The organism is Acetoanaerobium pronyense, assembly GCF_017874355.1.
GTDB classification, from domain to species: Bacteria; Bacillota; Clostridia; order Peptostreptococcales; family Filifactoraceae; genus Acetoanaerobium; species Acetoanaerobium pronyense.
This window is the reverse complement of sequence record NZ_JAGGLI010000014.1, coordinates 16076-41143: the sequence shown is the minus strand read 5'-3', so window position 1 is coordinate 41143 and position 25068 is coordinate 16076. Positions and strand designations below refer to the sequence as shown.

24 protein-coding genes and 1 riboswitch are annotated in these 25068 nt (G+C 32.8%); of the genes, 2 read left to right on the top strand and 22 right to left on the bottom strand.

What is annotated here, in order from left to right:
• Positions 1-7 precede the first annotated feature (7 nt).
• The 13 genes from J2Z35_RS07395 to J2Z35_RS07335 form a co-directional block, all read right to left on the bottom strand.
• Positions 8-1219, bottom strand: a complete 1212-nt coding sequence (locus J2Z35_RS07395; RefSeq protein ID WP_209660754.1) for a cobalt-precorrin 5A hydrolase — start codon at positions 1217-1219, stop codon at positions 8-10.
• Positions 1179-1952 (bottom strand): cobalt-precorrin-4 methyltransferase, encoded by a 774-nt coding sequence (locus tag J2Z35_RS07390; RefSeq protein WP_209660753.1) that lies wholly within the window; start codon positions 1950-1952, stop codon positions 1179-1181. Before J2Z35_RS07390 ends, J2Z35_RS07395 begins: the two co-directional genes overlap by 41 nt.
• Positions 1952-2653 (bottom strand): cobalt-factor II C(20)-methyltransferase, encoded by a 702-nt coding sequence (locus tag J2Z35_RS07385; protein ID WP_209660752.1) that lies wholly within the window; start codon positions 2651-2653, stop codon positions 1952-1954. The genes J2Z35_RS07390 and J2Z35_RS07385 overlap by 1 nt, the downstream gene beginning before the upstream one ends.
• Before the next feature lie 16 nt (positions 2654-2669).
• On the bottom strand, positions 2670-3251 hold the full coding sequence (cbiT, locus tag J2Z35_RS07380; RefSeq protein WP_209660751.1) for a precorrin-6Y C5,15-methyltransferase (decarboxylating) subunit CbiT: 582 nt from the start codon (positions 3249-3251) through the stop codon (positions 2670-2672).
• A complete protein-coding gene (gene cbiE / locus J2Z35_RS07375) occupies positions 3244-3885 on the bottom strand; it encodes a precorrin-6y C5,15-methyltransferase (decarboxylating) subunit CbiE (protein WP_209660750.1) in 642 nt (213 codons plus the stop codon). The genes cbiT and cbiE overlap by 8 nt, the downstream gene beginning before the upstream one ends.
• A 1-nt stretch (position 3886) precedes the next feature.
• Positions 3887-5008 carry a cobalt-precorrin-5B (C(1))-methyltransferase CbiD gene (gene cbiD / locus J2Z35_RS07370; protein ID WP_209660749.1) on the bottom strand — a complete coding sequence of 374 codons (1122 nt, stop codon included), beginning with the start codon at positions 5006-5008 and terminating at the stop codon, positions 3887-3889.
• Between the two features lie 2 nt (positions 5009-5010).
• Positions 5011-5652: a cobalt-precorrin-8 methylmutase gene (locus J2Z35_RS07365; protein ID WP_209660791.1), complete on the bottom strand. Its 642-nt coding sequence runs from the start codon at positions 5650-5652 to the stop codon at positions 5011-5013.
• A gap of 1 nt (position 5653) precedes the next feature.
• The gene (locus J2Z35_RS07360; RefSeq protein WP_209660748.1) at positions 5654-6577 is read right to left on the bottom strand and encodes a GHMP family kinase ATP-binding protein; all 924 of its coding nucleotides are present in this window, start codon (positions 6575-6577) and stop codon (positions 5654-5656) included.
• Entirely contained in the window at positions 6564-7658 is a 1095-nt protein-coding gene (locus J2Z35_RS07355) for a pyridoxal phosphate-dependent aminotransferase (protein WP_209660747.1), read from the bottom strand. Before J2Z35_RS07355 ends, J2Z35_RS07360 begins: the two co-directional genes overlap by 14 nt.
• Positions 7637-8134, bottom strand: coding sequence for a hypothetical protein (locus J2Z35_RS07350; protein WP_209660746.1), 498 nt, complete (start codon positions 8132-8134; stop codon positions 7637-7639). Before J2Z35_RS07350 ends, J2Z35_RS07355 begins: the two co-directional genes overlap by 22 nt.
• On the bottom strand, positions 8131-9090 hold the full coding sequence (cbiB, locus tag J2Z35_RS07345) for an adenosylcobinamide-phosphate synthase CbiB (protein ID WP_209660745.1): 960 nt from the start codon (positions 9088-9090) through the stop codon (positions 8131-8133). Before cbiB ends, J2Z35_RS07350 begins: the two co-directional genes overlap by 4 nt.
• Positions 9074-10444 (bottom strand): cobyrinate a,c-diamide synthase, encoded by a 1371-nt coding sequence (locus J2Z35_RS07340; RefSeq protein ID WP_209660744.1) that lies wholly within the window; start codon positions 10442-10444, stop codon positions 9074-9076. The genes cbiB and J2Z35_RS07340 overlap by 17 nt, the downstream gene beginning before the upstream one ends.
• A gap of 149 nt (positions 10445-10593) precedes the next feature.
• Positions 10594-10772, bottom strand: a riboswitch (cobalamin riboswitch).
• Positions 10773-10841: 69 nt separating this feature from the next.
• The gene (locus tag J2Z35_RS07335) at positions 10842-11912 is read right to left on the bottom strand and encodes a hypothetical protein (protein ID WP_209660743.1); all 1071 of its coding nucleotides are present in this window, start codon (positions 11910-11912) and stop codon (positions 10842-10844) included.
• A gap of 115 nt (positions 11913-12027) precedes the next feature.
• On the opposite strand from J2Z35_RS07335, the gene J2Z35_RS07330 reads away from it, so the two are divergent.
• On the top strand, positions 12028-12756 hold the full coding sequence (locus J2Z35_RS07330) for an HAD family hydrolase (protein ID WP_209660742.1): 729 nt from the start codon (positions 12028-12030) through the stop codon (positions 12754-12756).
• Between the two features lie 78 nt (positions 12757-12834).
• Here the strand turns inward: J2Z35_RS07330 and J2Z35_RS07325 are convergent, their stop codons facing one another.
• The 3 genes from J2Z35_RS07325 to J2Z35_RS07315 are packed head-to-tail and all read right to left on the bottom strand — an operon-like array spanning position 12835 to position 14980.
• Positions 12835-13365 carry a cob(I)yrinic acid a,c-diamide adenosyltransferase gene (locus tag J2Z35_RS07325; RefSeq protein ID WP_209660741.1) on the bottom strand — a complete coding sequence of 177 codons (531 nt, stop codon included), beginning with the start codon at positions 13363-13365 and terminating at the stop codon, positions 12835-12837.
• Between the two features lie 50 nt (positions 13366-13415).
• Entirely contained in the window at positions 13416-14537 is a 1122-nt protein-coding gene (locus J2Z35_RS07320) for a YibE/F family protein (RefSeq protein WP_209660740.1), read from the bottom strand.
• Between the two features lie 47 nt (positions 14538-14584).
• Positions 14585-14980 carry an FxsA family protein gene (locus tag J2Z35_RS07315; protein WP_209660739.1) on the bottom strand — a complete coding sequence of 132 codons (396 nt, stop codon included), beginning with the start codon at positions 14978-14980 and terminating at the stop codon, positions 14585-14587.
• Between the two features lie 112 nt (positions 14981-15092).
• On the opposite strand from J2Z35_RS07315, the gene J2Z35_RS07310 reads away from it, so the two are divergent.
• Positions 15093-15416: a PilZ domain-containing protein gene (locus tag J2Z35_RS07310; RefSeq protein WP_209660738.1), complete on the top strand. Its 324-nt coding sequence runs from the start codon at positions 15093-15095 to the stop codon at positions 15414-15416.
• 59 nt (positions 15417-15475) lie between these two features.
• On the opposite strand, the gene J2Z35_RS07305 is transcribed toward J2Z35_RS07310, so the two are convergent.
• From J2Z35_RS07305 to J2Z35_RS07280, 6 genes are all read right to left on the bottom strand, one after another.
• Entirely contained in the window at positions 15476-16750 is a 1275-nt protein-coding gene (locus tag J2Z35_RS07305) for a DEAD/DEAH box helicase (protein ID WP_209660737.1), read from the bottom strand.
• Between the two features lie 73 nt (positions 16751-16823).
• Positions 16824-18701, bottom strand: a complete 1878-nt coding sequence (locus tag J2Z35_RS07300) for a glycoside hydrolase family 13 protein (RefSeq protein WP_209660736.1) — start codon at positions 18699-18701, stop codon at positions 16824-16826.
• Positions 18702-18712: 11 nt separating this feature from the next.
• On the bottom strand, positions 18713-21145 hold the full coding sequence (locus J2Z35_RS07295; RefSeq protein WP_209660735.1) for a glycogen/starch/alpha-glucan phosphorylase: 2433 nt from the start codon (positions 21143-21145) through the stop codon (positions 18713-18715).
• Entirely contained in the window at positions 21142-22584 is a 1443-nt protein-coding gene (gene glgA / locus J2Z35_RS07290) for a glycogen synthase GlgA (RefSeq protein WP_209660734.1), read from the bottom strand. Before glgA ends, J2Z35_RS07295 begins: the two co-directional genes overlap by 4 nt.
• A gap of 25 nt (positions 22585-22609) precedes the next feature.
• Positions 22610-23731: a glucose-1-phosphate adenylyltransferase subunit GlgD gene (glgD, locus tag J2Z35_RS07285; RefSeq protein ID WP_209660733.1), complete on the bottom strand. Its 1122-nt coding sequence runs from the start codon at positions 23729-23731 to the stop codon at positions 22610-22612.
• A complete protein-coding gene (locus J2Z35_RS07280) occupies positions 23724-24893 on the bottom strand; it encodes a glucose-1-phosphate adenylyltransferase (RefSeq protein WP_209660732.1) in 1170 nt (389 codons plus the stop codon). Before J2Z35_RS07280 ends, glgD begins: the two co-directional genes overlap by 8 nt.
• Between the last annotated feature and the right edge of the window lie 175 nt (positions 24894-25068).

Sequence of the window (25068 nt, the reverse complement as noted above, 5' to 3'; positions counted from 1 at the left end):
TTTTTATTTAAAAATCCCATCCAAGGGCAAGAGTTATACCTTTGAACATTGCTTTTGGTACAATCACTCTTCCATTTGAAGCTATATATGCACAGGGCTCAGCAACTGCCTTCACCCCAGTAATTGACTCTACAAAACTTGAACCTGACAGTTCTTTCATTTTATCTATATTATACAGTATTTCATCACTGGAAAATGTAACAAATGGTACATTCAGATGATTAGATAGCTTTATTATTCCAGCTTCATCTTTTTTTAGTTCTATACTATATATTCCTTTGATAGATTTTTTTTCAAGTCCATAAGTATCCATTAGAGTTTCAAAAGCTAGATTTATCTCTTCAAAAGATGTTTCTCTTTTACACCCAATTCCTATAGAGATACATCTAGGTACAAGCTTGAAGTAATCTTTATTTTTTAGAATATCTAAAATCAACTCAAAATCTTCTTTTAAAAAGTCTCTATCATAAAAATCATTTATTCTTTTTTTTATTAAAGCTTGATTCTCTCTTATAGCTAGGTCCTTGATTAAAAGGCTATAATCGAAAGGGGATATATGGGTGATAGAGGTTTTGTCCTTTAAGTCTTCTTTGGATTTGACCTCTTTAAATCCCCTTGTATCTATATTATAGTTCTTCAAATCCATAGCAGAATAAAGATTTATACTTTCTTTTTCTGCTAAAAGGGAGTTGAATTTTGTATAAAACCCCTTATCAGAAGGTCTTATTGCATCTAACTTTTTAGCTATGATATCAACTGCTCCAACTTTATTTACGTCTGTGGCTGTTGTGATTACAGCCTCACATCCGATATGCCTTGATAGGTGTCTAGTTAGCTCATTTGCACCCCCTACATGACCCCCTAAAAGGCTTATCATATAGTCAAGGTTTTCATCTCCCACAAGGACAGCTGGATCATAAAGTTTATCCCCTATATGCTTTGATATGCTTCTTACCACTATCCCTGTCGCCATTATAAATATAAGATGACTGTGATTATAAAATGCTTTTTCAAGGATTCTCGAAAACTTTTCTTCGTAAAAAACCATGTTTTTACAGGCTTCTTTATCTTTTGCTTCAGATTTGAGCTTTAAGGGAGCATATATAAGAGGATTTTCATTACTTAAATCCTCTTCAAATTTGTTTTTTATAAGTGCTTCTTGAATTTTTAAGCCTGAACTAAGACCTTTCTTTGTCAAGGCTAGAATTCCTATACTCATGAACAAACTCCTTGTCATAAAGCTTAGAATAGTTATAATCATCACCTAAAAAGTCTCCAACAAGAATCAGAGCTGTCTTTTTGATATTTGCTTCATTTACCTTTTCTGCTATATCAAAAAGCTTTCCTTTAACTACCTTTTGATCAGGCCATGTAGCCTTATATATAACAACGCAAGGTGTTGTTTCTTCATATCCTCCCTCTGTAAGCTCCTTTACTACATCTGCTATGGAATGGACAGATAGGAAAATTGCCATGGAAGTTTTGTGAGCCGCAAATGATCTTAGGCTTTCTTTTTCAGGAACAGGAGTCCTACCTTCCATTCTTGTGATAATAACGCTCTGTGATATCTCAGGAACTGTGTATTCTACATTAAGAGCTGATGCTGCTCCCAAAAACGAACTTACTCCTGGAATTAACTCGTATTTTATATTTCTTTTATCAAGCTCTTCTATTTGTTCTCTTACTGAACCATATATGGAAAAATCTCCTGTTTGAAGTCTTACTACAAGTTTTTCTTCCTTAACTCCTCTTTCCATCACGTCTATAATTTCATTTAAGTCCATATATGCACTATTATGTACTTCGCATCCTTCTTTACAGTAATCAAGAAGCTCAGGGTTTACAAGCGAGCCTGCATATATTACTATGTCCGCTTTAGAAAGTACATTATGTCCTTTAAGAGTTATAAGCTCCTTGTCTCCAGGTCCTGCCCCCACAAAATATATTTTCATTAGTTTTCCCATCCTTTATTTATAAGTATTGTTGTAAAATAGGATATATCTTTTTCATCTATATTTTCAAAATCAGTGTATACCTTTTTATCTTCTTTAGATGAGTTACTTACAACTATGGAACATTTTTCTAATTTTTCCTCTTTGATAATATCTATTACTTCATGGAAGTTTTTGTATACCTTCATTATAACTAGGGATACTTCTTCCTTTATGTATTTTTTTAGCTTTTCTGTGCCTATGGTTGCAGGTACTACAATAAGAGGATTTTCTCCTTCTACCAGAGGAAAATTTTCTGATGATGCAATATCTAAAAACGAGGTAATTCCAGGGATTGTCTCTATGTTTATTTTATTCTTAAGAAGTTTAAGAAGATAAATATAAGTGCTATATACCATAGGATCTCCTATAGTTACAAAGCCTACATTTTTTCCCTCCCTTACATCATTTTCTATATCATTTGCAATACTATCCCAAGCTTCATTTAATTCGTCCTGATTGTAATTCATAGGAAAGTGTCTTTCTTTTATTTCAAGATTACTCTTTAAGTAGTCCTTTACTATATTATGGGCTACGCTTTTTCCTTCTTTTTTTGCTGTAGGGACATAAAGTATATCTATTTTTCCAAGAGCTTCTACTCCCTTCATAGTTACTGCTTTAGAGTCTCCTACTCCTACTCCTATTCCATAAAAAACTGCCATTTTTTCACCTCATGTTTTATTTTTTTGTTGTCTTGATTATAAATGTTGGGTTATTGGGCTTCAAATAAGTATACGGCCCTATATCAGTAAGCTTATTTATATTAACAAGGGAGCCTTCTGGTTTTTCAAAGCCGTCGTGATTTTTGATATATTCCATGGATTTTGTAAAATTTTCTATAGTTATGAAATTCATAACTAAGACTCCATTTTGATCCATTAACTCATATGCCCACTTTATAACAGATGATGGATCACCCTTAGTTCCTCCTATAAAAATCCTGTCAAAAGTTTCTGTAATACGGGAGGATGGAGCTTTATCGTTGATAAACTCCACTCTCTCCTTAAGCTTTTTCTTTTGACAATCAAGTCCTTCAAGATTTAAAAGAGAAAGCTTAAAAGCTTCTTCACTTGTCTCTATGGCTTTAATTTTCATAGATAAATTCAGATGAGCTGCCTCAAGAGAAATACTTCCTGTACCAGAACCTATATCAAGAAGCTTTTTTCCAGAGACTATATCCAGATAACCTAGTGCTATATACCTTATCTCCTCTTTTGTCATTGGTACATTTTGTTTCCTTGAAAAAACTTCATCATTCATATAGTTCTCCTTTTATTATAAGGACTACGCACATGCTATATTGTCTAGTTTTATCCAGCTCAGATGTTTTGCATATTGTTATTTTTTCATCTTCATATGATAGATTCTCTCCAATTACTATATATGGGTCCATTCCTATATATTGATATACCTCTGCAATATATACAGGACCCCTTCCAGCATCTGTCATAAAAGCAATTTTTTCCATTCCCTGAAGTATATCTATATCTATGTCTTTTCCATGAGATGATGTAATATAAACGTCATTCATGGGAATTTTTGCCTTTGCAAACAAATACTGAACAGAGCTTATACCAGGTACTAGTTCCACTTTTATATCCAAATTGTCTCTGAATATTTTGTCAACATATTTTCCAATCCCGTATAATGAAGGCTCACCAGATGCAAGAACTACAATACTTATGTCTTTATTTTTGAAGGTTTCGTCAAGGAGCATAGCCTCAAGCCTATCTATTTTTTCGTATTCAATCAAAGTTCCAGAATTTTCAATATGGCTTATTGCTTCAATTTGTCTTTTATGGCCATATACAATATCTGCTTTTTCTATTTTTAGCTGTCCTTCTAAAGTAAGGAATCTTGAATTTCCCGGTCCTATTCCAACCACAGTAATCATTTTATCCCAACCTTTCTAATAATTTTTCGGCTTGTCTACTCGTTCCAATTGGGTTTCCTTTTAAGTCAAAGATAATGATTTCAACATTTACTTCATCATAGGTATGCCTTTTAGCTTTTTGGGCAGCTATATTCGCCAAGATATCAAACAATGATTCATATCCATAGTCTCTAATATATGAAAGGGCCTCCTCTGCAGTAAGGGAATCCATTACAAGTTTTATAAGTTTAAGTGGAGCTCCCATCAAAGCAAGGTTCGATGCAATTATTTCATTTTTGGCATCAGCAACGTGACTATGAGTGTTGAAAATCCCTCCTGCCAGCTTGACTATCTTCCCTATATGGCCTCCAATTAGTATATCCTTAATCCCAAGAGCTGCTCCTTCTCTTAACATATACCCTATAAAGTTACTGCAAATACAGATATTTTCTTTATCTGCCCCCATAGAAATAATGAATTTTTCACCCATATTTCCAAAGGTATATCCTAGGGAGTCTCTTTTCTTCATTACAAGCTCAGCCCTTAAAGAGGATTTTAATGCTTCTTCACTCATAGGCTCTACTATTCCAGTTGTACCAAGTATAGATATTCCACCTTCTATTCCAAGTCTTGGATTGAAGGTCTTTTTACTTATTTCAATTCCATTTGGTACTGATATCTCAATATCAATACCACCATTTGGAAATAATTTTTCAGCTTCTTTTGTTATTAGCTCAAGGGGCTTGGGATTAATGGCGGGTCTTCCAGGTGGAATCTGAAGGCCTTTTTTCGTTATAGTTCCCACTCCTACTCCACCAGATATAAAAATATCCTTGTGTGAGGCTAAAGAGACTTTAGCTATAATCTCTAAATCATTTGTAACATCTGGGTCATCACCTGCATATTTAAGTACAGAGCATGTTGCAGTTTTGTTGTCATCAGAAAGGCTGTATCCTTTTGGAAGAATATACAGCACTCTTTTAGAAAGAAGTTCCAGTTCAATAGGATGCTCTTCTTCCATATTCTTAAGTAATGAGCAGGCGCCCTTTACTGCTGCTGCGGCTGCACTTCCTGTAGTAAAACCTCGTCTTAGCTTCTTACCATCTACATTTACATATCCCAGCTGTTTTTCATAAAACTCCATATCTAATCCCTTCCTGCAAGATAATATATGACTGCATTTACTATAGCCGCAGCTACATTACTCCCTCCTTTTCTTCCAAGAGCTGCAATGTGAGCTATTTTTTGATTTGCAAGGAGGTCTTTAGATTCTACGGCTCCTACAAATCCTACTGGAACCCCTATTATTGCTGATATATTTGTATTTTCATTCATTTCCTCAATTGCTTGAAAAAGAAATGTAGGTGCATTTCCAACTACAAGTATTTTTTCTGTGTCTTCTTTAATCATTCTTTTTACTGATGCCATCGATCTTGTTATACCTTCTTTTTTTGCAATTTCAGCAGTTTCTTTATCTGAAATATAACATTTTGCAGATATTCCAAGTTTTGCAAGTGCACTTTTATTAATTCCTGAAAGAGCCATATTTGTATCTGTATAAATCGTAGCTTTTCTTTTTAGAGCCCCTAAAATCTCTTCTTTAAAATTTTCACTTATCTTAAGGTTTTTTAGGTATTCGAAATCCGCTGAAGTGTGTACTACTCTTTTTATTATAGTTTCCTCAAAATCATCTTTAAATTTGTAGCCACTATGTTCTTCATTTATTATTTCTTGAATTATTCTAAAGCTTTCAGTCTCTATCTTCATTGGTTCTTTTATATAACTTATATTAGAGTTTTCCAAAACCAATACCTCCCTTTATAATTTTTACCGTGTACATTTTATTGTAATATTCTTTAATCTCTTTACTTAAATTATTATATAAATGATTTTTATTATTATATTCATTTAGAAGTATTCCTAATACACTTCCGCTATGGGCAATATTGACTCCAAATGCTCCAGATAAAAGAGATGCATCCACTATATCCTCAAGATGAGGCTTATATAAAAGCTTCTGATTTAGAAAAGCACTCTTTATAGCCGTCTCTCCCATTTTTTTCATATCATTTTTTTCTATAGAATCTTTAAGACTTTTGAAAATTTCTTTATAGGTATTTATATTTTTACTTTTATAGTCTTCATAGGATGATATTTTTCTCATGTCGCTTGTCTCTACTGTCTCATCTGGTTCAAGTATAATAACATCCAGATCACTTAATTTTCCTATATCTTCAATCTTGTTCCCAGTGAGCGGATTTATATATGTTAGATTCTCATAATAAATTGAATCTGTAGGCTCTATTTTAGCTGCACGCTTTGTTAAATCCTCTGAATCGAGAGTAATATTTAGATAAGACATACACGCACCTAGGGCTGCTCCAATATCGGCTGTAGAGCTTGACATCCCTTTGCTTCTAGGGATATCTGAGTTTATATAGATGGATATATCTTTTAATTCATTTCTCTCGCCAAAATCTTCAAAAAAATTTTCTACTGCAAGAATAGTTTTTTGCGAACACCTAGGTCTTATATTCAAGTTATCTCTTTTTATTAAAACTGTGGAAAATTTATTGATAGTGTAGGATGTAAGAAATTCTCCATCAGTTAGATTTCCTTGGATTATTTCTCCGCAAGATGCAGGGCAATAACCCATGTGAGCATCTTTATAATCTCCATATCTTTGTTTTTTCAGCTCTTCAAAGTACTGCATTAATTCCTCCACAAATCTTTTTTATACTTTCAAAAAGATTATTGTTTTCATACTCTTTTTTAATGGCAATCCTTATATAACTATCATCTAATCCCTTAAAATCATTACAGGTTCTTATGAGTAGTCCCTTTTCCAAAAGAAGCCTTTCTTTTAAATCTGTTCCTTTAAATCCATCGTTCAATTTAAGTAAAAGATAGTTTGTCTGGGATTCTGATACTGTTAAGCCGATAGATTTGTAAAGTTCTTTAAGTCTTTGTCTTTCAATTTTATAGTATTTTTTTGACTCTATCTTAAAATCCTTATTGAAAATATGACCTACAAGCTCTTCAGCCAAGACATTGACTGTCCATGGTTCCTTAAAGAGCCAAAGTTCTTTTATAAGCTCTTTGTCATAACACACTATGTATCCTAATCTTGCTCCAGGCATACCATGAAACTTAGTTATGGCTTTAAGAACTATAATATTATCTAAAGTCTTTGATTTTTCAATAAGGCTGATATTTTCTTTTTCACTAAAATCCATAAACGTTTCATCTACAAATATATATATATTTCTCTTCGTTGCTATTTTTAAAAGCCCGGAAATATCCGCAATTTCTCCAGTAGGATTATTGGGGTTGCATAAAATCAAAAGGTCTAGATTTTCAATCTCCTTATCAATTTCATCCTCTGAGGCTTTCAAAAGCTTAAAATCAAGCTCCTTTATACTCTTTCCTCCTATTTTTGCTCCTCTTTCATATTCGCAGAAGGTGGGATTGAAAATCCCTATTTTCTTGAACCTCGGGATTTTTGTAATAAGATAAATAAGCTCTGTGGCTCCATTCCCTGGTATTATAGCTTCAGACTGTACCTCTAAAATTTTTCCAAGATTCTCTCTCAGATCTTTATATCTTATATCAGGATATATATCTATTTTTTCAGATATTTTAGTAGCCACTTCTGAAAAATTTATATTATTTTTAATAACATTAACATTGGAGCTAAAATCAATTATATTATTTTCATCAATATTGTATTTAATGGCTGAGAGCTTTACATCTGCACCATGACTTCCTGACTCTATCTCCTGCTGTTTAGCCACTCTGCAAACACTCCTTTTTGATTCTTTTTGTTTATTGCTTTTCTAATTACAATGGCTGATGTTCCATTAAACACCATAGTAAAAATTAGAGCTTTTGTCATTGTAGCTGCAATATCTACTCCATAAAAGAAAAACAAACTAAAAAATGTAAGTAGAGGAGGAATTATAGAAAGAAGCAATAGAGATATTTTTATATCTTTTTCTCTAAAAAATGCAAATAGATATACTCCCAGGCCCACTGATATGGATATAAGTATCCTCGGAATAATATCCTCAGGAAATCCTTTGTAAAGTCCAGATGCAAGAAATATAAGACCTCCTAATAGCCCTGATTCAAATGGAGATGCTATAAATGTATAAAATATAGCCGGCAAACTTGCAAATGAAAATAGACTTCCTCCAATATTAAAAAATGAAAGTAAGTATCCTCCTAAGAGGAATGTGGTGAATGTAAGACTAAGCTTTGGAATTTTCATATCATAGACTCCTTTAATATAAATATTACTGTCATAACTATTATAGATGATATTGAACATCCATACATCAGTTTGCAGGTTTTTTTGATGTCACCTGAATCTATTTTTCTAATCTTATCTCCTATTGTGGGTTTAAAGACTGGTACTCCAAAGTATATATTTGTGCCTCCAAGCTGTATTCCTAATGCTCCAGCTACAGCTCCCTCTGAAAGTGCGCTGTTTGGACTACTGTGATTTTTTCTGTCTCTTATACTTATTTTGAAAGCATTTTTGTAATCATATCCTAAGAATAAAGCTCCAATTGAGAAAAAAAATGGTGAAAGTCTTGCTGGAATAAAATTTGCAATATCATCTGTCTTAGCAGAAAAAAAACCTAAATCCATATATTTTTCATTTTTGTACCCAACCATCGAATCCAAAGTATTTATAGCCTTGTAGGCAATGGCAAGTGGAGCTCCACCTACCAAACCATATAATAAGGGTGCAATAAACCCATCAACAGTATTTTCTGCTACTGTCTCTATTACCGCTCTATTTATGTCGTCAAATTCAAGCTCATTTGTATCTCTTCCAACTATGTATGAAAGGGCTTTTCTAGCTTCTTTTAAATCTCCCTTGTTTACAACTTCATATATCTTAATGGCTTCGTCTTTAAGGCATTTTACTGAAAATGTAGTATAAAGTATAAATCCTTCAACAAATATCCCAGCAAATAAACTTATTCTATAAGCAGCTCCTGTAACTAAATATGCCGTTAAGAAGCTTATAGAAACTGTGCTTAGTAAAAGCACTGCTCCAAATTTTTTAAAATTTTTCTTTTGTGCTTTTCTTCTTATTAGATTTTCCATCCATGTTATAAATTTTCCTATGTAAATTACAGGATGTGGAAATCCATAAGGGTCTCCAAAAATAATATCAAGAAAAAAGGCTATAAGTATGCTATATATTACTGTCACGATATTCCTCCATTTTTTCGCAGAATTTATAAGCCAAGTTATAATCTGAGCAAAAATGTGTATGAAGGTAAGATGCAAAAGTATTTTTTGATTTATATCCTCCTGCCCATCTATCTACTTTATTGTCATATCTTACTTTCTTCATTTCATAAACAGGTTTTAAATCTGTTTCAAATGTAGAGTGATGAAATTCATGGCCTTTTACCTCCTGACCCTTTGTCCCTATTATTGTATCTTCTAAGAGAACCCCTTTTGAATATCCAAATCTTTTAAGACCTTTAGTCATTTTACTTTTACCTTTTAATAAAGCTGCCATTTTATATTCATTTCCTTCAAGATCAACTAGAGATTCTCCCAAATACATAAGTCCTCCACATTCACCATAAATAGGCATATTAGCTTGGTAAGCCTTTTTTATAGACTCTATCATAGAAGTGTTTGACGATAGTTCACTTGCAAATATCTCTGGATATCCTCCTCCAAAATAAAGTCCGTGGCAATCGGGTATAGAGCTATCTGTTAAAGGACTAAATTTTACAATTTCAACTCCTAAGTCTCTTAAAATATCCAGTGAGTCCTCGTAATAAAAATTAAATGCCTTATCAAGAGCCAGTCCAAGCTTTACATTTGTTTTATGTTTTTTTTCTGTAGAGATTTCTGGAAGTTTACTGACATCTGATGCAATCTCTAAAAGCTTTTCAATATCTATATGTTTATTTACAAGCTCTGCCATTTTTTCAACTTTTTCTTTTGCATCCTCAATTTCAGTACCTAATACAAGCCCCAGATGTCTAGAAGGCAGAGATATTTCACTGACATTTGGTATTCTTCCAAGCACTTTTATTTCTACATTTTTCTCTATTGCTTCTTTTAAAATATTATAGTGAGAATCAGATCCTATATTATTTATTATGACGCCCTCTAGTCTTACATCTTTATCAAATTCTTTAAAGCCTTTTACAATTGCGGCTGCTGATGAAGCCATTCCTTTTCCATCTATTATAAGTATTGCTGGACAGTCTAGAATCTTTGCCATCGAAGCAGTAGAGCAGTAATCTGAATCTGATTGATAGCCGTCATAAAAGCCCATCACTCCCTCAACTACTGATATATCAACATCTTTAGAGTTCTTAGAAAATATGTTTTTTATTTCTTGGGTATCCAAAATAAAGTTATCTAAGTTTCTTGATGTAATACCTGCTGCCAATTTATGATATGAGGTATCTATATAATCAGGTCCTACCTTGTAGGGTTGAATTTTCATTCCTCTATCAGAGAGAGCTTTTATAATCCCTGATGTTATTGTAGTTTTTCCACATCCACTACTGGTCGCTCCAATCAATATTCGTTTCATATACCCTCCCATTTGTTTCTCCATATGTATTATCAATTAATATTTCAAAGAAGAATAGCTTAAAATTAACGTAAAAAATCCAAGCCTTCGCTTGGATTTCAATATATCTAGATTTATAGTAAGATATCTTATAATCCCTTCCCTCCGAAGGTTTTTAGTACATCTAGGCAGGTCTCCTGACTAAGAATCATCCTTTGCCCAACCTTCCCGCTCTAAAAAAGCAGTGGATATATGGACATCGTCATCTTTCACAGTAGCGGGGGCTGCAGAGGAATCTAACCTCTTTCCCTATTAATCTGTTATTAGAACCGAGATATCATTTTATTCTATTTTTATCTATAATATCATAAATATAAAGATATTCACAGTCTAGCTTTCCTCTAGTGTCTTATCTGAATCATATATTTGCAAGAAATTGGGCAAAGGTGCTTTCCTTTGCTTCAGCAAAATCATAAATTACAGGGTTTGGGAATATAAATTCACTATTTAAAAGTAAGGATTCTATATGAGATAGAATTTTTAATCCGTTTTTATAGGACTGCTCATCTAAGGCAGAAAAAACTATTTCTTTTTTTGAAATAAAATATATCCCCTCAAGGTCATCACTTATAATATACTCGGATTTTTTCACATGGCTATTGTTTGGTCTAAACTTAGTATACAAATCTCCCTTTCCAAAAGGAACCTTATATAAGGTTGGAAGAATAGATATAAGTTTTTCTTTTGAATTTGAGTTATTATTTTTAAAAGTGGCTATAAATTCCGTTCTTTTCATTTCGTTTGCTATCTCTTCCCTAGAGAGCTTATGATTTTTTCCTTTAAGTACAGCTCTTAGAATATAATTTTCTTCTTCCTTTAAAGTAAATCCTAGGGTTTGAGAGTAAAATCCAGTATGATCTTCAAATATTGCTACACATGAATATCTATGCCCGGATACATGGCTAACAGTATTTTTCAACAGAGTTGCCCCTTGCTTTGCAACTATTGGAAATGCTTCTATATCATTAGAAAAATATTTCAGAGCTTGAATGTCGTTGGCTATTAGCCTCATAGCCATATAATTTATAAACTCTACTTCACTAGATAGGGAAATACAGAGCTTCATAAATAATTTTTTTGAATCTACTTTCACATCCTTAATTAAGAAATCCTTATAATCTTCAAAGGGTTCAGGCAAAGATATTCCTTTGTTTATATTTGCTTTTGCATACTCATAAAGAAGATTTAGGGTTTCTTTTTTAGTGAGTCTTGAAAAGGGTGAGCCAAGCCCTCCTGTTAGTCTTGCTTCTTCTTGAAAGACTTCTTCCTCTAATGGGTCATAAAGGCCTACATAATCAGCTATTCCATCCCCTTCTGAATCAAGCAAAAAAAACTGATGAAAGTACTTATCTTCTTTTTTCCACTTTATATGAAGACCCATACTTCCCATGAGTCTAGATCTAGTTATTTTAGAAAATTCAAATTTCATGGTTTCACTCTCCAAATTATGGTACATAATTATTATATGTATTTTTTCCCTTGCATTTATTACCTTATTCATTGTATATTCTAACATAATTAAATATAAACAAGGAGGTATTACGATGAAGAAAATAGCAGCTTTTTTCGATATAGATGGAACTTTTTATAGGGACTCTCTTATGACTGAGCATTTTAAAAAATTAATAAAGTTTGATATAATCGATCCCCTTATGTGGCATGGACATGCAAAAACGGCTTTTAATGACTGGGATAAAAGACAGGGTAATTATGATGACTACCTTTTAGAACTTGCAAGTATATATATTGATGCTCTAACTGGTGTACCAAGGGAAAGTATTGAATTTACAAGTCAAAATGTAATTGATCAAAAATCCGAGAGGGTTTATAGATACACAAGGTCAAGAATCAAATGGCATAAGGATAGTGGCCATACGGTAATATTTATATCTGGAAGTCCTGATTATCTTGTAAAAAGAATGGCTAAAAAATACAATGTAACTGAGTTTAAAGGTACAGAATATATTTTTAGAGATGATATATTTACAGGAAGGATAGTTCCAATGTGGGACTCTGAGAGTAAAGACAAAGCTATAAATTATTTTGTAGAAAAACATAATATAGACCTAGGTAGCTCCTTTGCCTATGGTGATACCCATGGTGATTTTTCCATGCTAAAAAGGGTTGGAAAGCCTATAGCAATAAATCCTGCAAAAGAGCTTTTGATGGATATTAAAAACGATACTGAACTCAGAGATAAGGCAGAGATAATAATAGAGAGAAAAGATGTAATATACTCATTTCATCCTGATCAAATACAAACTTTATATTAAATCAAAATCTATAAAAGGACTTTCTTCACTTCAAACTAAAAGTGAAGAAAGTCCTCTATAGGTAATAAAACAAAGTTCTTAATCTTCTATTCCTCTTCTTGCAGGTATTCCTTTGTCAAATGGATGTTTTATAGGGTTTATTTCAGATACATAATCCGCTATTTCTTTTATAACTTCTGGCACATTTCTCCCAGTAAGTACTACCTCTAAGTGTTCTTTTCTATTAGCTATTTTTGATGCAAGGACATTTGGATCTACGAGATTGTTTCCTATAGCTCCCATAATTTCATCAAGTATCAGCATATCACAATCCCCTTTTGATAGCCTTTCATCCACAAATCTCAGTGCCGTATCTATATCCTCTTGAAGCTCCTTTTTTTCATTTTCATCAAGTGTCCAAAAAAAGCCTCTTGGTCTTTCAAATCTATGAACCTCAAAATTAGGTAACTGTTCTATTATTTTAAGCTCTCCTGTATCAGAAGATTTCAGAAACTGTACCATAACAACTTTAAATTCTCTCCCTGCTGCTCTTATTCCAAGGCCTACAGATGCAGTAGTCTTACCTTTACCATTTCCGGTATATACATGAACTAAACCTTTTCTTTCCATTCCCTACCTCCTAAGTGTTTATTGTCTTTAATTTGACAGCTATAAATTAACTATACATCCTTTTTCATTTCTTTTCTAGTCATTAAATATGCAGTTGTAAGTGCAGTAGCTGGAATTGCTGCAATAAGTCCTATACTCCCTGCCATAGCTCTCACAAACTCTATAGCTATAAACTCCATATTGATCATACGTGTAAATGAAAAATCATAGGCATTTATTATAAGAAGTAAAGGTAGGGAAGCTCCTGTATATGCCAAAATAAGAGTATTTGTCATAGTTCCCATTATATCTTTTCCAACCTCCATTCCAGAGAGAAAAAGTCCTTTAAATGATATCATGGGAGAATTTTTTTTAATCTCAGATATAGAAGAAGATATGGAGATGCTTACGTCCATGACTGCTCCAAGTGCTCCAATTATAACTCCTCCGAGGAATAATCCCGTAAGGTCTAGGTTTATCTCGGTCGGAAGATACAGTAGCATATTTATTTCATCTCCTGAAATTCCTTTTATATGAGCTAATCCTGAAATCATAAATGATATAGATGCTGCTAGAAAAAGTCCTACTAAAGTACCTGCAAGAGCTCCAATGGTTTTGCTTGTAAACCCACCTATTATAATATAGGTGATAAGAGTTGATGCAAATGCAGTTAAAAGAGACATATAAAAAGGAGAGTATCCCCGTAGAATCATAGGTATTAATATCTTCAATATAAGAATTATAGTAACTCCCAAACTAATAATTGCTTTAATTCCTTTTATTTTTCCTATTAAAATTATAATAACCAAAAAAACTACCAGAAGTATACTTAAATAGATATCCCTTTGATAATCTACAACATGACCTGAAAATCCTTGATCAGTTTCATAGACTTCTATAAAAACTCTATCTCCTACTTCAAACCAAAGGTCGTATACTTCATCTCCAAAGCTTGTGTTTTCAAGCTCCAGTATTTGACCTTTCAATTCTCCTGATTGTACCTCTACCTTAAAATATTGTACGTCTCCTGACATTCCTCCCCCGAAGTCCAAATCCAAATCTTCAGAGGTTATTTCAATAACCTTACCCCTTAAATATTCTATACTTTGTGCGTAAACATCTCCCGTAAATGCATATATTAATAAAATAAATATGCTTATTGAGAGTATCCCATATTTTTTCAATATAAGCACTCCTTTAACTCCTATTTCTAATCCATATAGGCATTTTATATTTTTTTCTATTTCGGTCCATAATAAATTATAGTACCACTTTCGATTCCCTTTTTCATTTTTTCTCGTATTTTAGTCTTGATAAAATTTCTTGTCCCTGGAATAACAAGAGAAAGTCCAATCAAATCTGTAAATATACCAGGAGTAAGCAGCATAGCTCCACCAACAAGGACGCAGAGTCCATTTATAAGCTCATCGGCTGGCATTTTACCTTGTGACATATCCATTCGAATTCTATTGACTATCCCTAGTCCTTCTTTTTTTGCTAAAAATGCCCCAACTACTCCTGTAAGAAATACTATTAAAATTGTATTTAGTATCCCTATTTCACTTCCAAGTCTTATCAGTATCCATAGCTCTATCACTGGTATCACTGTAAATGCTAAAATAAGTTTAAAAAACATAATATCATCCCCTTATACTCTATAAAAATAAAATTTTATAATCAACTTATGATACTATTATTGTAACATTTTTGAACCTTCCATGTTAAAATATAATTCAGGAGGTGTCTGTATGCAAGAAAGAAGAAAAGCTCCAAGAATTCCATACAATGCTAAATTTAATGTAGATTCATTATTTAGGGAAAATCATGATATTTTAAATGATATTGAAACTGAAATAGAGGCCTTTGATATATCAAGAAGAGGACTTGGGTTTAAATCTTTTGTAGATCTTCCACTGGATTTTTACTTTGATGTAAATCTCTATCTTAGTGAGTCCATTCACTTTTTCACTGTACTTAAGATAATCAGGAAAAGACAAGCTGAGAACTGTTTTGAATATGGCTGTGAATTTGTTGGCCTTGCAGAAAACTTGGCAATGAAAATAAAAGAGTAATCTAAATAGCTGAGGTCGCCTATTTTATTTGGCAATCCTCAGCTATTATAAATTTGAACCTATTTTTTTGATCCTTTTCTTGGCTTTCTACGTACCTTTCCACTTTTCCTTGAATTGACAAGTGATTTTTTTGCTGATTTTTGTGACCTTTTAAATTCAGTATCCTTGGTTTTTATTTTTCCTTCTAAAAGCTTTTCCTTATCTATTCTTTCTCTTTCGTAATCGCTTCTATCATATACAGACTGGATAGTTATTCCTACATTTTTCTGTATTTTCTCCATTTGAGTCACTTCTTTATCAGAAACTAGTGATATAGCTATCCCTGTTTCTCCAGCTCTTCCAGTCCTTCCAATTCTGTGTATATAGTATTCAATTTCTCTAGGAATGTCATAATTGAAAACATGGGTCACTCCTTCTATATCCATCCCCCTAGCTGAGATATCAGTGGTTACTAGATATGGGAATTTAAGGTCTTTAAATCTTTTCATAATAGTCTCTCTCTTAGTTTGAGAAAACTCTCCATGAAGTATCTCCGCATCAAGTCCTTTTTTTATCATTAAATTATAAACTTCATTTGCTCTTTCTCTTGATTTGCAGAAGATTATTGACATAAATGGCCTAAACTCTTCAATAGCCATTTTAAGGGAATCAAATCTTCTATCTTCTGTAGTCCTTATAATAACCTGTCTAATCTCTTTTACAACAACAGTTTCTGGATCTATCTCTATATTTATAGGGTTTTTCATTATTCTTCTTCCAAGCTTTCTGATTCTATCTGGAATTGTTGCAGAAAAAATCATCTTCTGAAGATTTTGAGGTGTTTTTGACATAAGTATATCTATATCTTCCATAAAACCAAAAGCCATCATTTGGTCAGCCTCATCAATTACTATCCTTTTAAGATGCTTGAAATTAATGGTTCCTTTTCTTAAGTGATCCAGTATTCTTCCTGGAGTTCCTACTACAATCTGGGATTTTGTCTTTAATCTATTGATTTGCTTATCTACATCATGTCCTCCATATACTGGAACTATCCCTATATTGCTATCAGCTGTAAGGTATTCAAATACCTGAGTAATCTGAAGGGCAAGTTCTCTTGTTGGAGTAAGTATTAGTGCTTGAGTTGTTGCTATGTCTTCATCTATAAGCTGAAGTATCGGAAGTGCAAAGGCAAGAGTCTTTCCTGTTCCAGTCTGAGCTTTTCCAATAATATCTCTGCCCTTCATAATAAAGGGTATAGCTTCTTCTTGTATTTTTGTAGGCTCTGTAATATATTCATTTTTCATTTTATCTATATATATTTCATTTATTCCTAAGCTTTCAAAAGATTTCATTTTTATTCCTCCTAAATTTCTTTGACTTCATATTATAACACAACAAAGAAAAAAAGCCCACAAAGGGCTATTTTTAAATTATTTTCTTAATTACTAGTGAATCCTTTCCTTTAATAACTATTTCTATTTTTTCTCCTATATGATGGTACTCTTCAAATGTAAATAGGCTTTGATATACCTCTCCTGTAACTTCAAGTGTAAATACCTCTTCGTTATCTGCTCTATTTACAATTACCATTATCTCTTGTTCATCTAACATTCTTTTATATCCTATAATATCATTTGAAATCTTGATATACTCTACACTTCCCTTTCTTATTGTATCTTCTTCTTTTCTAATTTTTAAAAGTTTTTTATAATGCTCTAGAAGTTCTTTCTTATTTCTAGGATTGTTATCCCTTAAATCATAGCAGATTCCAAGATGACAATAGTTTTCCCATGGGTAGGTGCTTCTGTTTTCTGGATCACTTCCCCCTTCAAGGCCCACTTCATCTCCATAGTAGATATGAACTGCCCCTAAAAATAGGAGCTGAAGAGTAGCTGCCATTTTTACCTTTTCTACGCTCCCTAGCTCAGTCATTATTCTTTTTACATCATGACTCCCTATAAGCTTTAGTGCGCTTTTATAATATTCTTCGGGATAGTTTTCTCTAAATGTCATACAAGCATTATAAAACTGACTTGAGGTAATTTCCTGATTTAAAAAATTGATTAATACTCTTCTATAGGGATACGCTGTAACAGAATCAAGTGAATCCCCTAAAAGATATGCCCGTCTCTCTCCGTAGGCTATTTTATTTGTTGCATCTTCCCATACTTCTCCAAGCAAGACTCCCTGTGGATCTATTTTTTTGATTCTATGGCGTATTGCTCTTATAAACTTCTCCGGAAGTTCATCAGCTACATCAAGTCTAAAACCCTTGATTCCAAGCTTCATCCACTTAGCAATTACTCCGTTTTCACCTGTTATAAACTCAAGATAAGAGGGCTCCATTTCATTTACATTAGGAAGATCTCCAATTCCCCACCAAGACTCATAGTCATGGGGGTAATTTGTAAACTTGTACCAGCTATAATAAGGAGAGTCTTTGGATTGATAGGCTCCTAATGTATCATATGTGGCATATTTATTGAAGTATATACTGTCGCTTCCAGTATGGCTAAATACTCCATCAAGAATTATAGAAATCTCTTTTTTTGCTGAAATATCTATAAGTTCTTTCAAATCTTCTTCGTCGCCATAAAGAGGATCTATTTTCATATAATTTGCTGTATCGTATTTATGGGAGCTCCTTGCTTCAAAAATAGGGTTGAGATAAATACATGTGACTCCTAGCTCCTCAAGATAATCAAGCTTTGAAATAATGCCTCTAAGATTTCCGCCAAAAAAATCCCAACGCTCTATACCTCCATTACTATCCTTGATGTAAAATGGAGAGTCTTGCCAGTTTGCATACATAAATGAGTTTTTTCTATAGCAAAGAGGCATTCCATTAGAGTTGCTATTATAAAATCTATCTACAAATATTTGATAGATTACTCCTTCACTATAATAGTTTGGAACCTTTTCTATATCTGAATGTACAGTCAGCTGATAAGACTGTACATCTTCCTTTTCAAATATAAGAGCCTTTCCGCCTTCATTAAAGTAATCTGGTGCTAGATAATACCTTTTCCCCTCATAATATACTACAAATTTATAAAAGTATATTCCAGGTTTTTCAAATGTTTGATAGGTATAGAAAAAATCATGATTTTTACTAAGATTCACAAAAAATCTTTCATTTTCATGGATTATTTCCATATCTATTCTTTCTATTTTTTCCAGATGGGGAATTTCATATGAAAGCCTAAAGCATATCGTAGCTCCATATTTTATAGCTCCAAAAGGCTCTTTGAATGTAGTATCCCATGAATCATAATATAATCCTATATTTGAGGCGTCATTCATTTTTAGCCCTCCTAGAAATGTTCTCCCATTCTTGCATTCCAGATACCATTAGCATACGAGGTTATGGTTTTGTCACTTGTAAACTGACCTGAAGATGCTATATTTATTATAGCCATTTCCGTCCACTTGTCTTTGTCCTTGTACAGCATGTCTATTTTTTCCTGTGCCTTGATATAGGCCTCAAAATCTTTAAGAACGAAATACTCATCATTATAGGTTATAAGATGATTATATATATCCATTCCTTCATCTTGGCTAAGCTTTGGAATAAATCCATTAATAAGGTCATCTACTACTCTTTTTATTCTATGATTTCTATGATATATCTCTCTTGAGCTATATCCTCCATGTTCGTAGTAATCTAAAACCTCTTTTGATGTAAGGCCAAATATTACTATATTTTCATCTCCTACTTCATTGAGTATTTCTATATTTGCTCCATCTAGAGTTGCTAATGTAATAGCTCCATTCATCATAAACTTCATATTTCCAGTTCCAGAGGCTTCTTTTGATGCTGTTGAAATCTGCTGACTCACGTCAGCTCCTGGTATTATACTTTGAGCTAAAGTAACTGAGTAATTTTCCATAAATACTATCTTAATCATACCTTTTACCCTTGGATCTGAGTTTATCATATCAGCAATAGAGTTAATAAATTTAATAATATTTTTTGCAAGATAATAACTTGGTGCTGCCTTTGCCCCAAATATAAAGGTTCTTGGTTGGATATCTAAATTAGGATTTTCAAGTATACTATGATAAAGATCAAGGATTTGAAGGCCATTCATCAATTGTCTTTTATAGGCATGCAGTCTTTTTACCTGGACATCAAAAATAGAACTTGGATCTAGTTTTATATTATTTTTATCGAGTATTATTTTTGCTAGCTTTTCCTTATTTCCTCTTTTTATTTTTCTTATTTCCTCACAAAAAGCTGGATTATTTCTATATTCTCTTAATCTGATTAAATCGGTAGGAACCCTCTTCCACACTGTCCCTATAGTATCATCTATAAGGTTTGTAAGTCCTTCATTCGCAAGCATCAGCCATCTTCTATGAGTTATTCCATTTGTTTTATTGTTAAATTTTTCTGGGTATAGTTCGTAAAAATCCTTAAGCTCCTTATTTTTTAATATTTCACTATGAAGCTTAGCAACTCCATTGACGCTTTGGCTTCCAACAATTGATAGGTTAGCCATCTTTACCTTTGAATCTGCTATAATTGCCATCTTATTAATTTTTTCTTGGTTATGGGGATATAATCTCATTAGGACATTGCAAAACCTTCTGTTTATTTCTTCAATTATCATATAGATTCTAGGCAGTAGCTCTGATACCATATGAGAAGGCCAGACCTCAAGAGCCTCAGAAAGTATAGTATGGTTAGTGTAGGAAATAGATGATTTTGTTATCTCCCACGCTTTGTCCCATGAAATATTTTCTTCATCAATAAGTATCCTCATAAGCTCTGGAATACAAAACGCCGGGTGGGTATCATTTATATGAATAGCTATTTTTTCACTAAATTCACTAAATGGAAGACCTAGCTTTTTAAACTTTCTCACTATACTTTGAATTCCTGCTGATACCATAAAATATTCCTGCTTGAGCCTTAATATCTTTCCTTCGTCACTTGAATCATCTGGATAAAGAACTTGAGAAATAGCTTCCACTGAGTATTTATAGTCCAGTATTTTTTTATAATCTCCATGGCATGCTGATGCCAGGTCATATTCACTTCCTGGGATTTCAGCGCTAAATAACCTTAGGTTGTTTACTGTGCTATTTTCATATCCTACAATAGGAGTGTCATAAGGCACTGCTAGGACTGGTTCGTAGTTTTTGTGGACAAACTTTAACTCACCATCTTCTTTAATCCAATCTATTTTTCCTCTAAACTTAACTATTACTGCTTTATCAGGCTTTCTTATCTCCCAAACATTTCCTTCTTTTAGCCAGTTTTCCGGAACTTCCATCTGATGTCCATCTATAAACCTTTGCTCAAACAGACCATATCTGTATCTTATTCCGCAGCCATGACCTGGGATGGCAAGAGATGCCATAGAGTCTAAGAAACATGCTGCCAGTCTGCCAAGTCCTCCATTTCCAAGACCAGGCTCAGGCTCTAATTTTTCAAGGTCATCGATATCAAATTCAAGCTCTGATAATGCCTCTTTACACTCTTTTAAAATTCCTATATTTAGAAGATTTGCTTTTAGCATCTTCCCCATCAAAAATTCAATAGAAAAATAATAAACCTGTTTTTCTTTATACTTTACATAGGAATTGTTTGTATAAATCCATCCTCTTGAGGCATAATCTCTAATTAGATTTCCTAGGGAAAAATATACCTGAAAATTTGTTGCTTCATTTATATCTACAGCATAATGATTTATGAGCTTGTCCTTTAAGTCATTTTTTATCTTTTCTTTGGTTATAATCATAAAACAATCTCCTCTATAAGTTTCCTATACAGGTCTTTGTATTGCTGAGCAGAGCTTTCCCAGCTGTAATCAGATTTCATTGCATTTTCCATAAGAATTTTCCATGAAGCCTTATCCTTAAATACTGAGTGAGCATAGTCAATTATGTGAAGCATTTCATGGGCATTGTAATTGGAAAATGAAAATCCGTTTCCTGTTTTTTCTTTTTCATTGTAAGGTATTACAGTATCTTTAAGTCCTCCAGTTTCTCTAACAAGAGGAAGGGTTCCATATCTTAGAGCTATAAGCTGGCCTATGCCACATGGTTCAAAAAGAGATGGCATTAAAAATATATCTGAGGATGCATAGATTCTATGGGCTAAGGTATTGTCAAACATGATTTTAGCCGCACATTTATCTGGGTATGTCATCGAGTAGTAATTGAACGCTGAGTTGTACTGGTCATCTCCTGTACCTAGTACTACAAATTGTATATCCCTTTCTAAAAGCTCTCCCATTATATGAGTTACTAGATCAAGACCTTTTTGTGATACAAGCCTTGTTACCATGCCTATCATAAATACATCCTTACGCTGAGGAAGACCTAGTATTTTCTGAAGCTGAAGCTTGTTTTCTACCTTTTTTTCAAGAGAGTTTATATCATATTTTTTAAACAAATTATTGTCCTTTGAAGGACAGAAGATATCATAATCAATACCGTTTAATATACCATAAAGTTTATCCTGTTTTTCATTTAAAAGGCCGTCAAGTCCCTCTCCAAAATATGGGGTTTTTATCTCTTTTGCATATGAAGGACTAACTGTTGTTATTGCACTGGAATAGTTTATGGCAGATTTCATAAAATTGACATCTCCAAAAAATTCAAGCCCACCATGATGCATCATATATGAAGGAAGTCCAGCTACATCTGTTAATACTTCCTTTGAAAAAACACCTTGATATCTTAGATTATGGATTGTAAAAACAGTTTTGATATCTTTATTTTCTAGATGATTTAAATTTTCTATTTTCATATATGCAGGAATAAGCGCTGTATGCCAGTCATTAAGATGTATTACGTCTGGAACAAAATCCATTCTTTTGATAAATTCTACAACAGCCCTTGAGAAAAATGAAAATCTTTCTGCATCATCAAAGTATCCATAAGGATGTTCTCTTTTAAAATAATATTCATTGTCCACAAAATAAAAGGGAACACCTTCATACTCGATTTTTTCGATGCCACAATATTGGTTTCTCCATCCAACAGGTACGGAAAAAATATCTATTTTATCGGTTTGGTCTTTATAAAATTCTGGTATCTGAAGGTATTTGGGAATCATTACTCTAACATCAAGTCCTTGTTTTCTTAAGGCTTTAGGTAGAGAAAAGCCTACGTCCCCAAGTCCCCCTGTTTTTATAAAAGGATAGCTCTCAGAGCTTACAAAAAGAATTTTCATAATTTACTTCCTCCTATACTATCATTTAAACAACTCTATTTTTATCTATAACAAGTGGAATATTACTGTCTCCTTTTAATTCTTTGTTTTGTGTTATAGTTACCCCTTTGTCCATAATAACGTTTTGTATGTTTGCTCCATTTTTTATGATTCCATTTTGCATCACTATAGAATTTTCTACTTTTGCCCCTTTTTCAACATGAACTCTTCTAAAAAGAATCGAATTTTTTACCTCTCCTTCGATGACGCATCCATTTGCTATCATAGAATTTTGAACTACAGCATCATTTGAATAATAGGTTGGAGATTCGTCCTTTACCTTTGTAAATATTTTTCTATCTGAATAAAAAAGCTCCTTTGATACATTTACATCAAGTATATCCATATTTGCAAAGTAAAAATTTTGGATACTGTTAATGCATCTCAAATAACCATCATATTTGTAACCCGTAACTTTAAGACTTTTTATAGCCTGACTTATAGCATCATTTAGATAATAATTTTCTCCCTTAGCTATGGAATCCATAATTATATCCATAAGAAGCTCTTTTTTCATGATATACATTTCCATTGATATATTTGCATTTTTTTTATGTCCCATATTTACTCCACATGACAATACTTTTCCTGTTTTCCCTATATTTAGTGTATATTGTCTTATAAAGTCTTCATTTGCATTATCTATTTTTTTATAAACTATTGTGATATCTGAGCCATCATGAATATGCTGAGCATATACTTCTTTATAATCTATATTGCATATCATATAGCTACCGGATATAAGTACATATTCCTGTCTGCTTCCTTTTATATATTCGATATTTGAAAAAAGATTTTGCATATCTCCCCTTGGAACACTTGTAGTCATAGGGTTATAATTCGGACCAAATAAGAAGAGTCCATCTATTTTTCTATCAAGATCCCAAGCCTTTCCGCTTCCTGTATGATCCATCAAGGATCTAAACCTATAGTCTGAGTATATTCCAATGTTTTGAATACCAGAATTCACCATATTAGAAAGGACAAAGTCTATAATTCTATATCTTCCAGCTATTGGTATCGAAGCTATAGTTCTAATCTCCGTAAGTTTTTTTATATTATATTCATTTTCGCTTAGGTTTATTATTCCTTGACAGTTTTTAAGCATCTAGCTCACCCTCCCCCTTGCTTTTTAAATCCTCAGGTCTTATATTTTGATTTTGCCCAATTAAAGAAATCCCGCCAGATTCGTCCTTAATTATTGTCCCTTTTCTTATTATTGTTTCCTTACCAATTATAGCTTTTTCTATATATACATCCTCTTCTATCTTTACATTTGGCATTATTACAGAATCTTTAATTTTCGAATTTTTCCCCACTGAAACTCCATAAAACAATACACTTTTCGTAACTTCTCCAGCTATAGTGCATCCTTCAACAACTAAAGAATTGTTTACTTTTCCTTCCCTAGAGATATATTGAGGAGGCATAATAGGATTTACAGAATAAATCCTCCAAGATGGGTCATTCAAATGTAAGGTATTGTTCCTGTCTATAAGATCCATATTTGCTTCCCATAAACTCTCTACAGTTCCTACATCTTTCCAATAGCCATTAAATCTATATGCGTAAAGATCTACACTGTCTTTGAGCATCTTAGGTATTATATCTTTCCCAAAATCATCGGAGCTTTTATCCTTTTCACCATCAATAAGGTATTTTCTAAGAACCTCCCAATCAAATATATACACTCCCATTGAAGCAAGATTGGACTTTGGTTTCCTTGGTTTTTCTTCAAATTCATATATCCTGTTGTCAGAGGTAGCATTCATGATTCCAAATCGCTTTGCTTCTTCCGTACTTACTTCAAGAACAGCTATTGTAGCTTTTGATTTTTTCTCTTTATGATAATCAAGCATCTTATTGTAATTCATTTTATATATATGATCTCCAGAGAGTATAAGGACGTACTTTGGATCATACTGATCTAGGAAATGTATATTTTGATAAATAGCATGAGCAGTCCCCCTATACCAGCTTCCCTCTGTCTCGTTCATATAAGGAGCTAATATAGATACTCCTCCATTTTTTCTATCTAAATCCCATGGACTACCTATTCCAATATGACTGTTTAAGATAAGAGGTCTATACTGAGTTAAAACACCCACAGTGTCTATCCCTGAATTTGAACAATTACTAAGTACAAAGTCTATTATTCTATATTTACCACCAAATGGCACCGCTGGTTTTGCTAAATTTTTCGTAAATATTCCAAGTCTACTTCCCTGTCCACCTGCTAATATCATAGCTACCATCTCTTTTTTGAACATATAAACCTCCTTAATACCTTCTTTTTAAAATTCATATTGCTATATATACCATTAAATCTCTATTCCTATCTATTAAATGATTAAAATAAAGAAAATTATATAAATTTTTTAAATTTACTGTATTTTTTTAATAATTCATACTAAAGATATCTTTAATTAAGAGCAAAAAAATAAA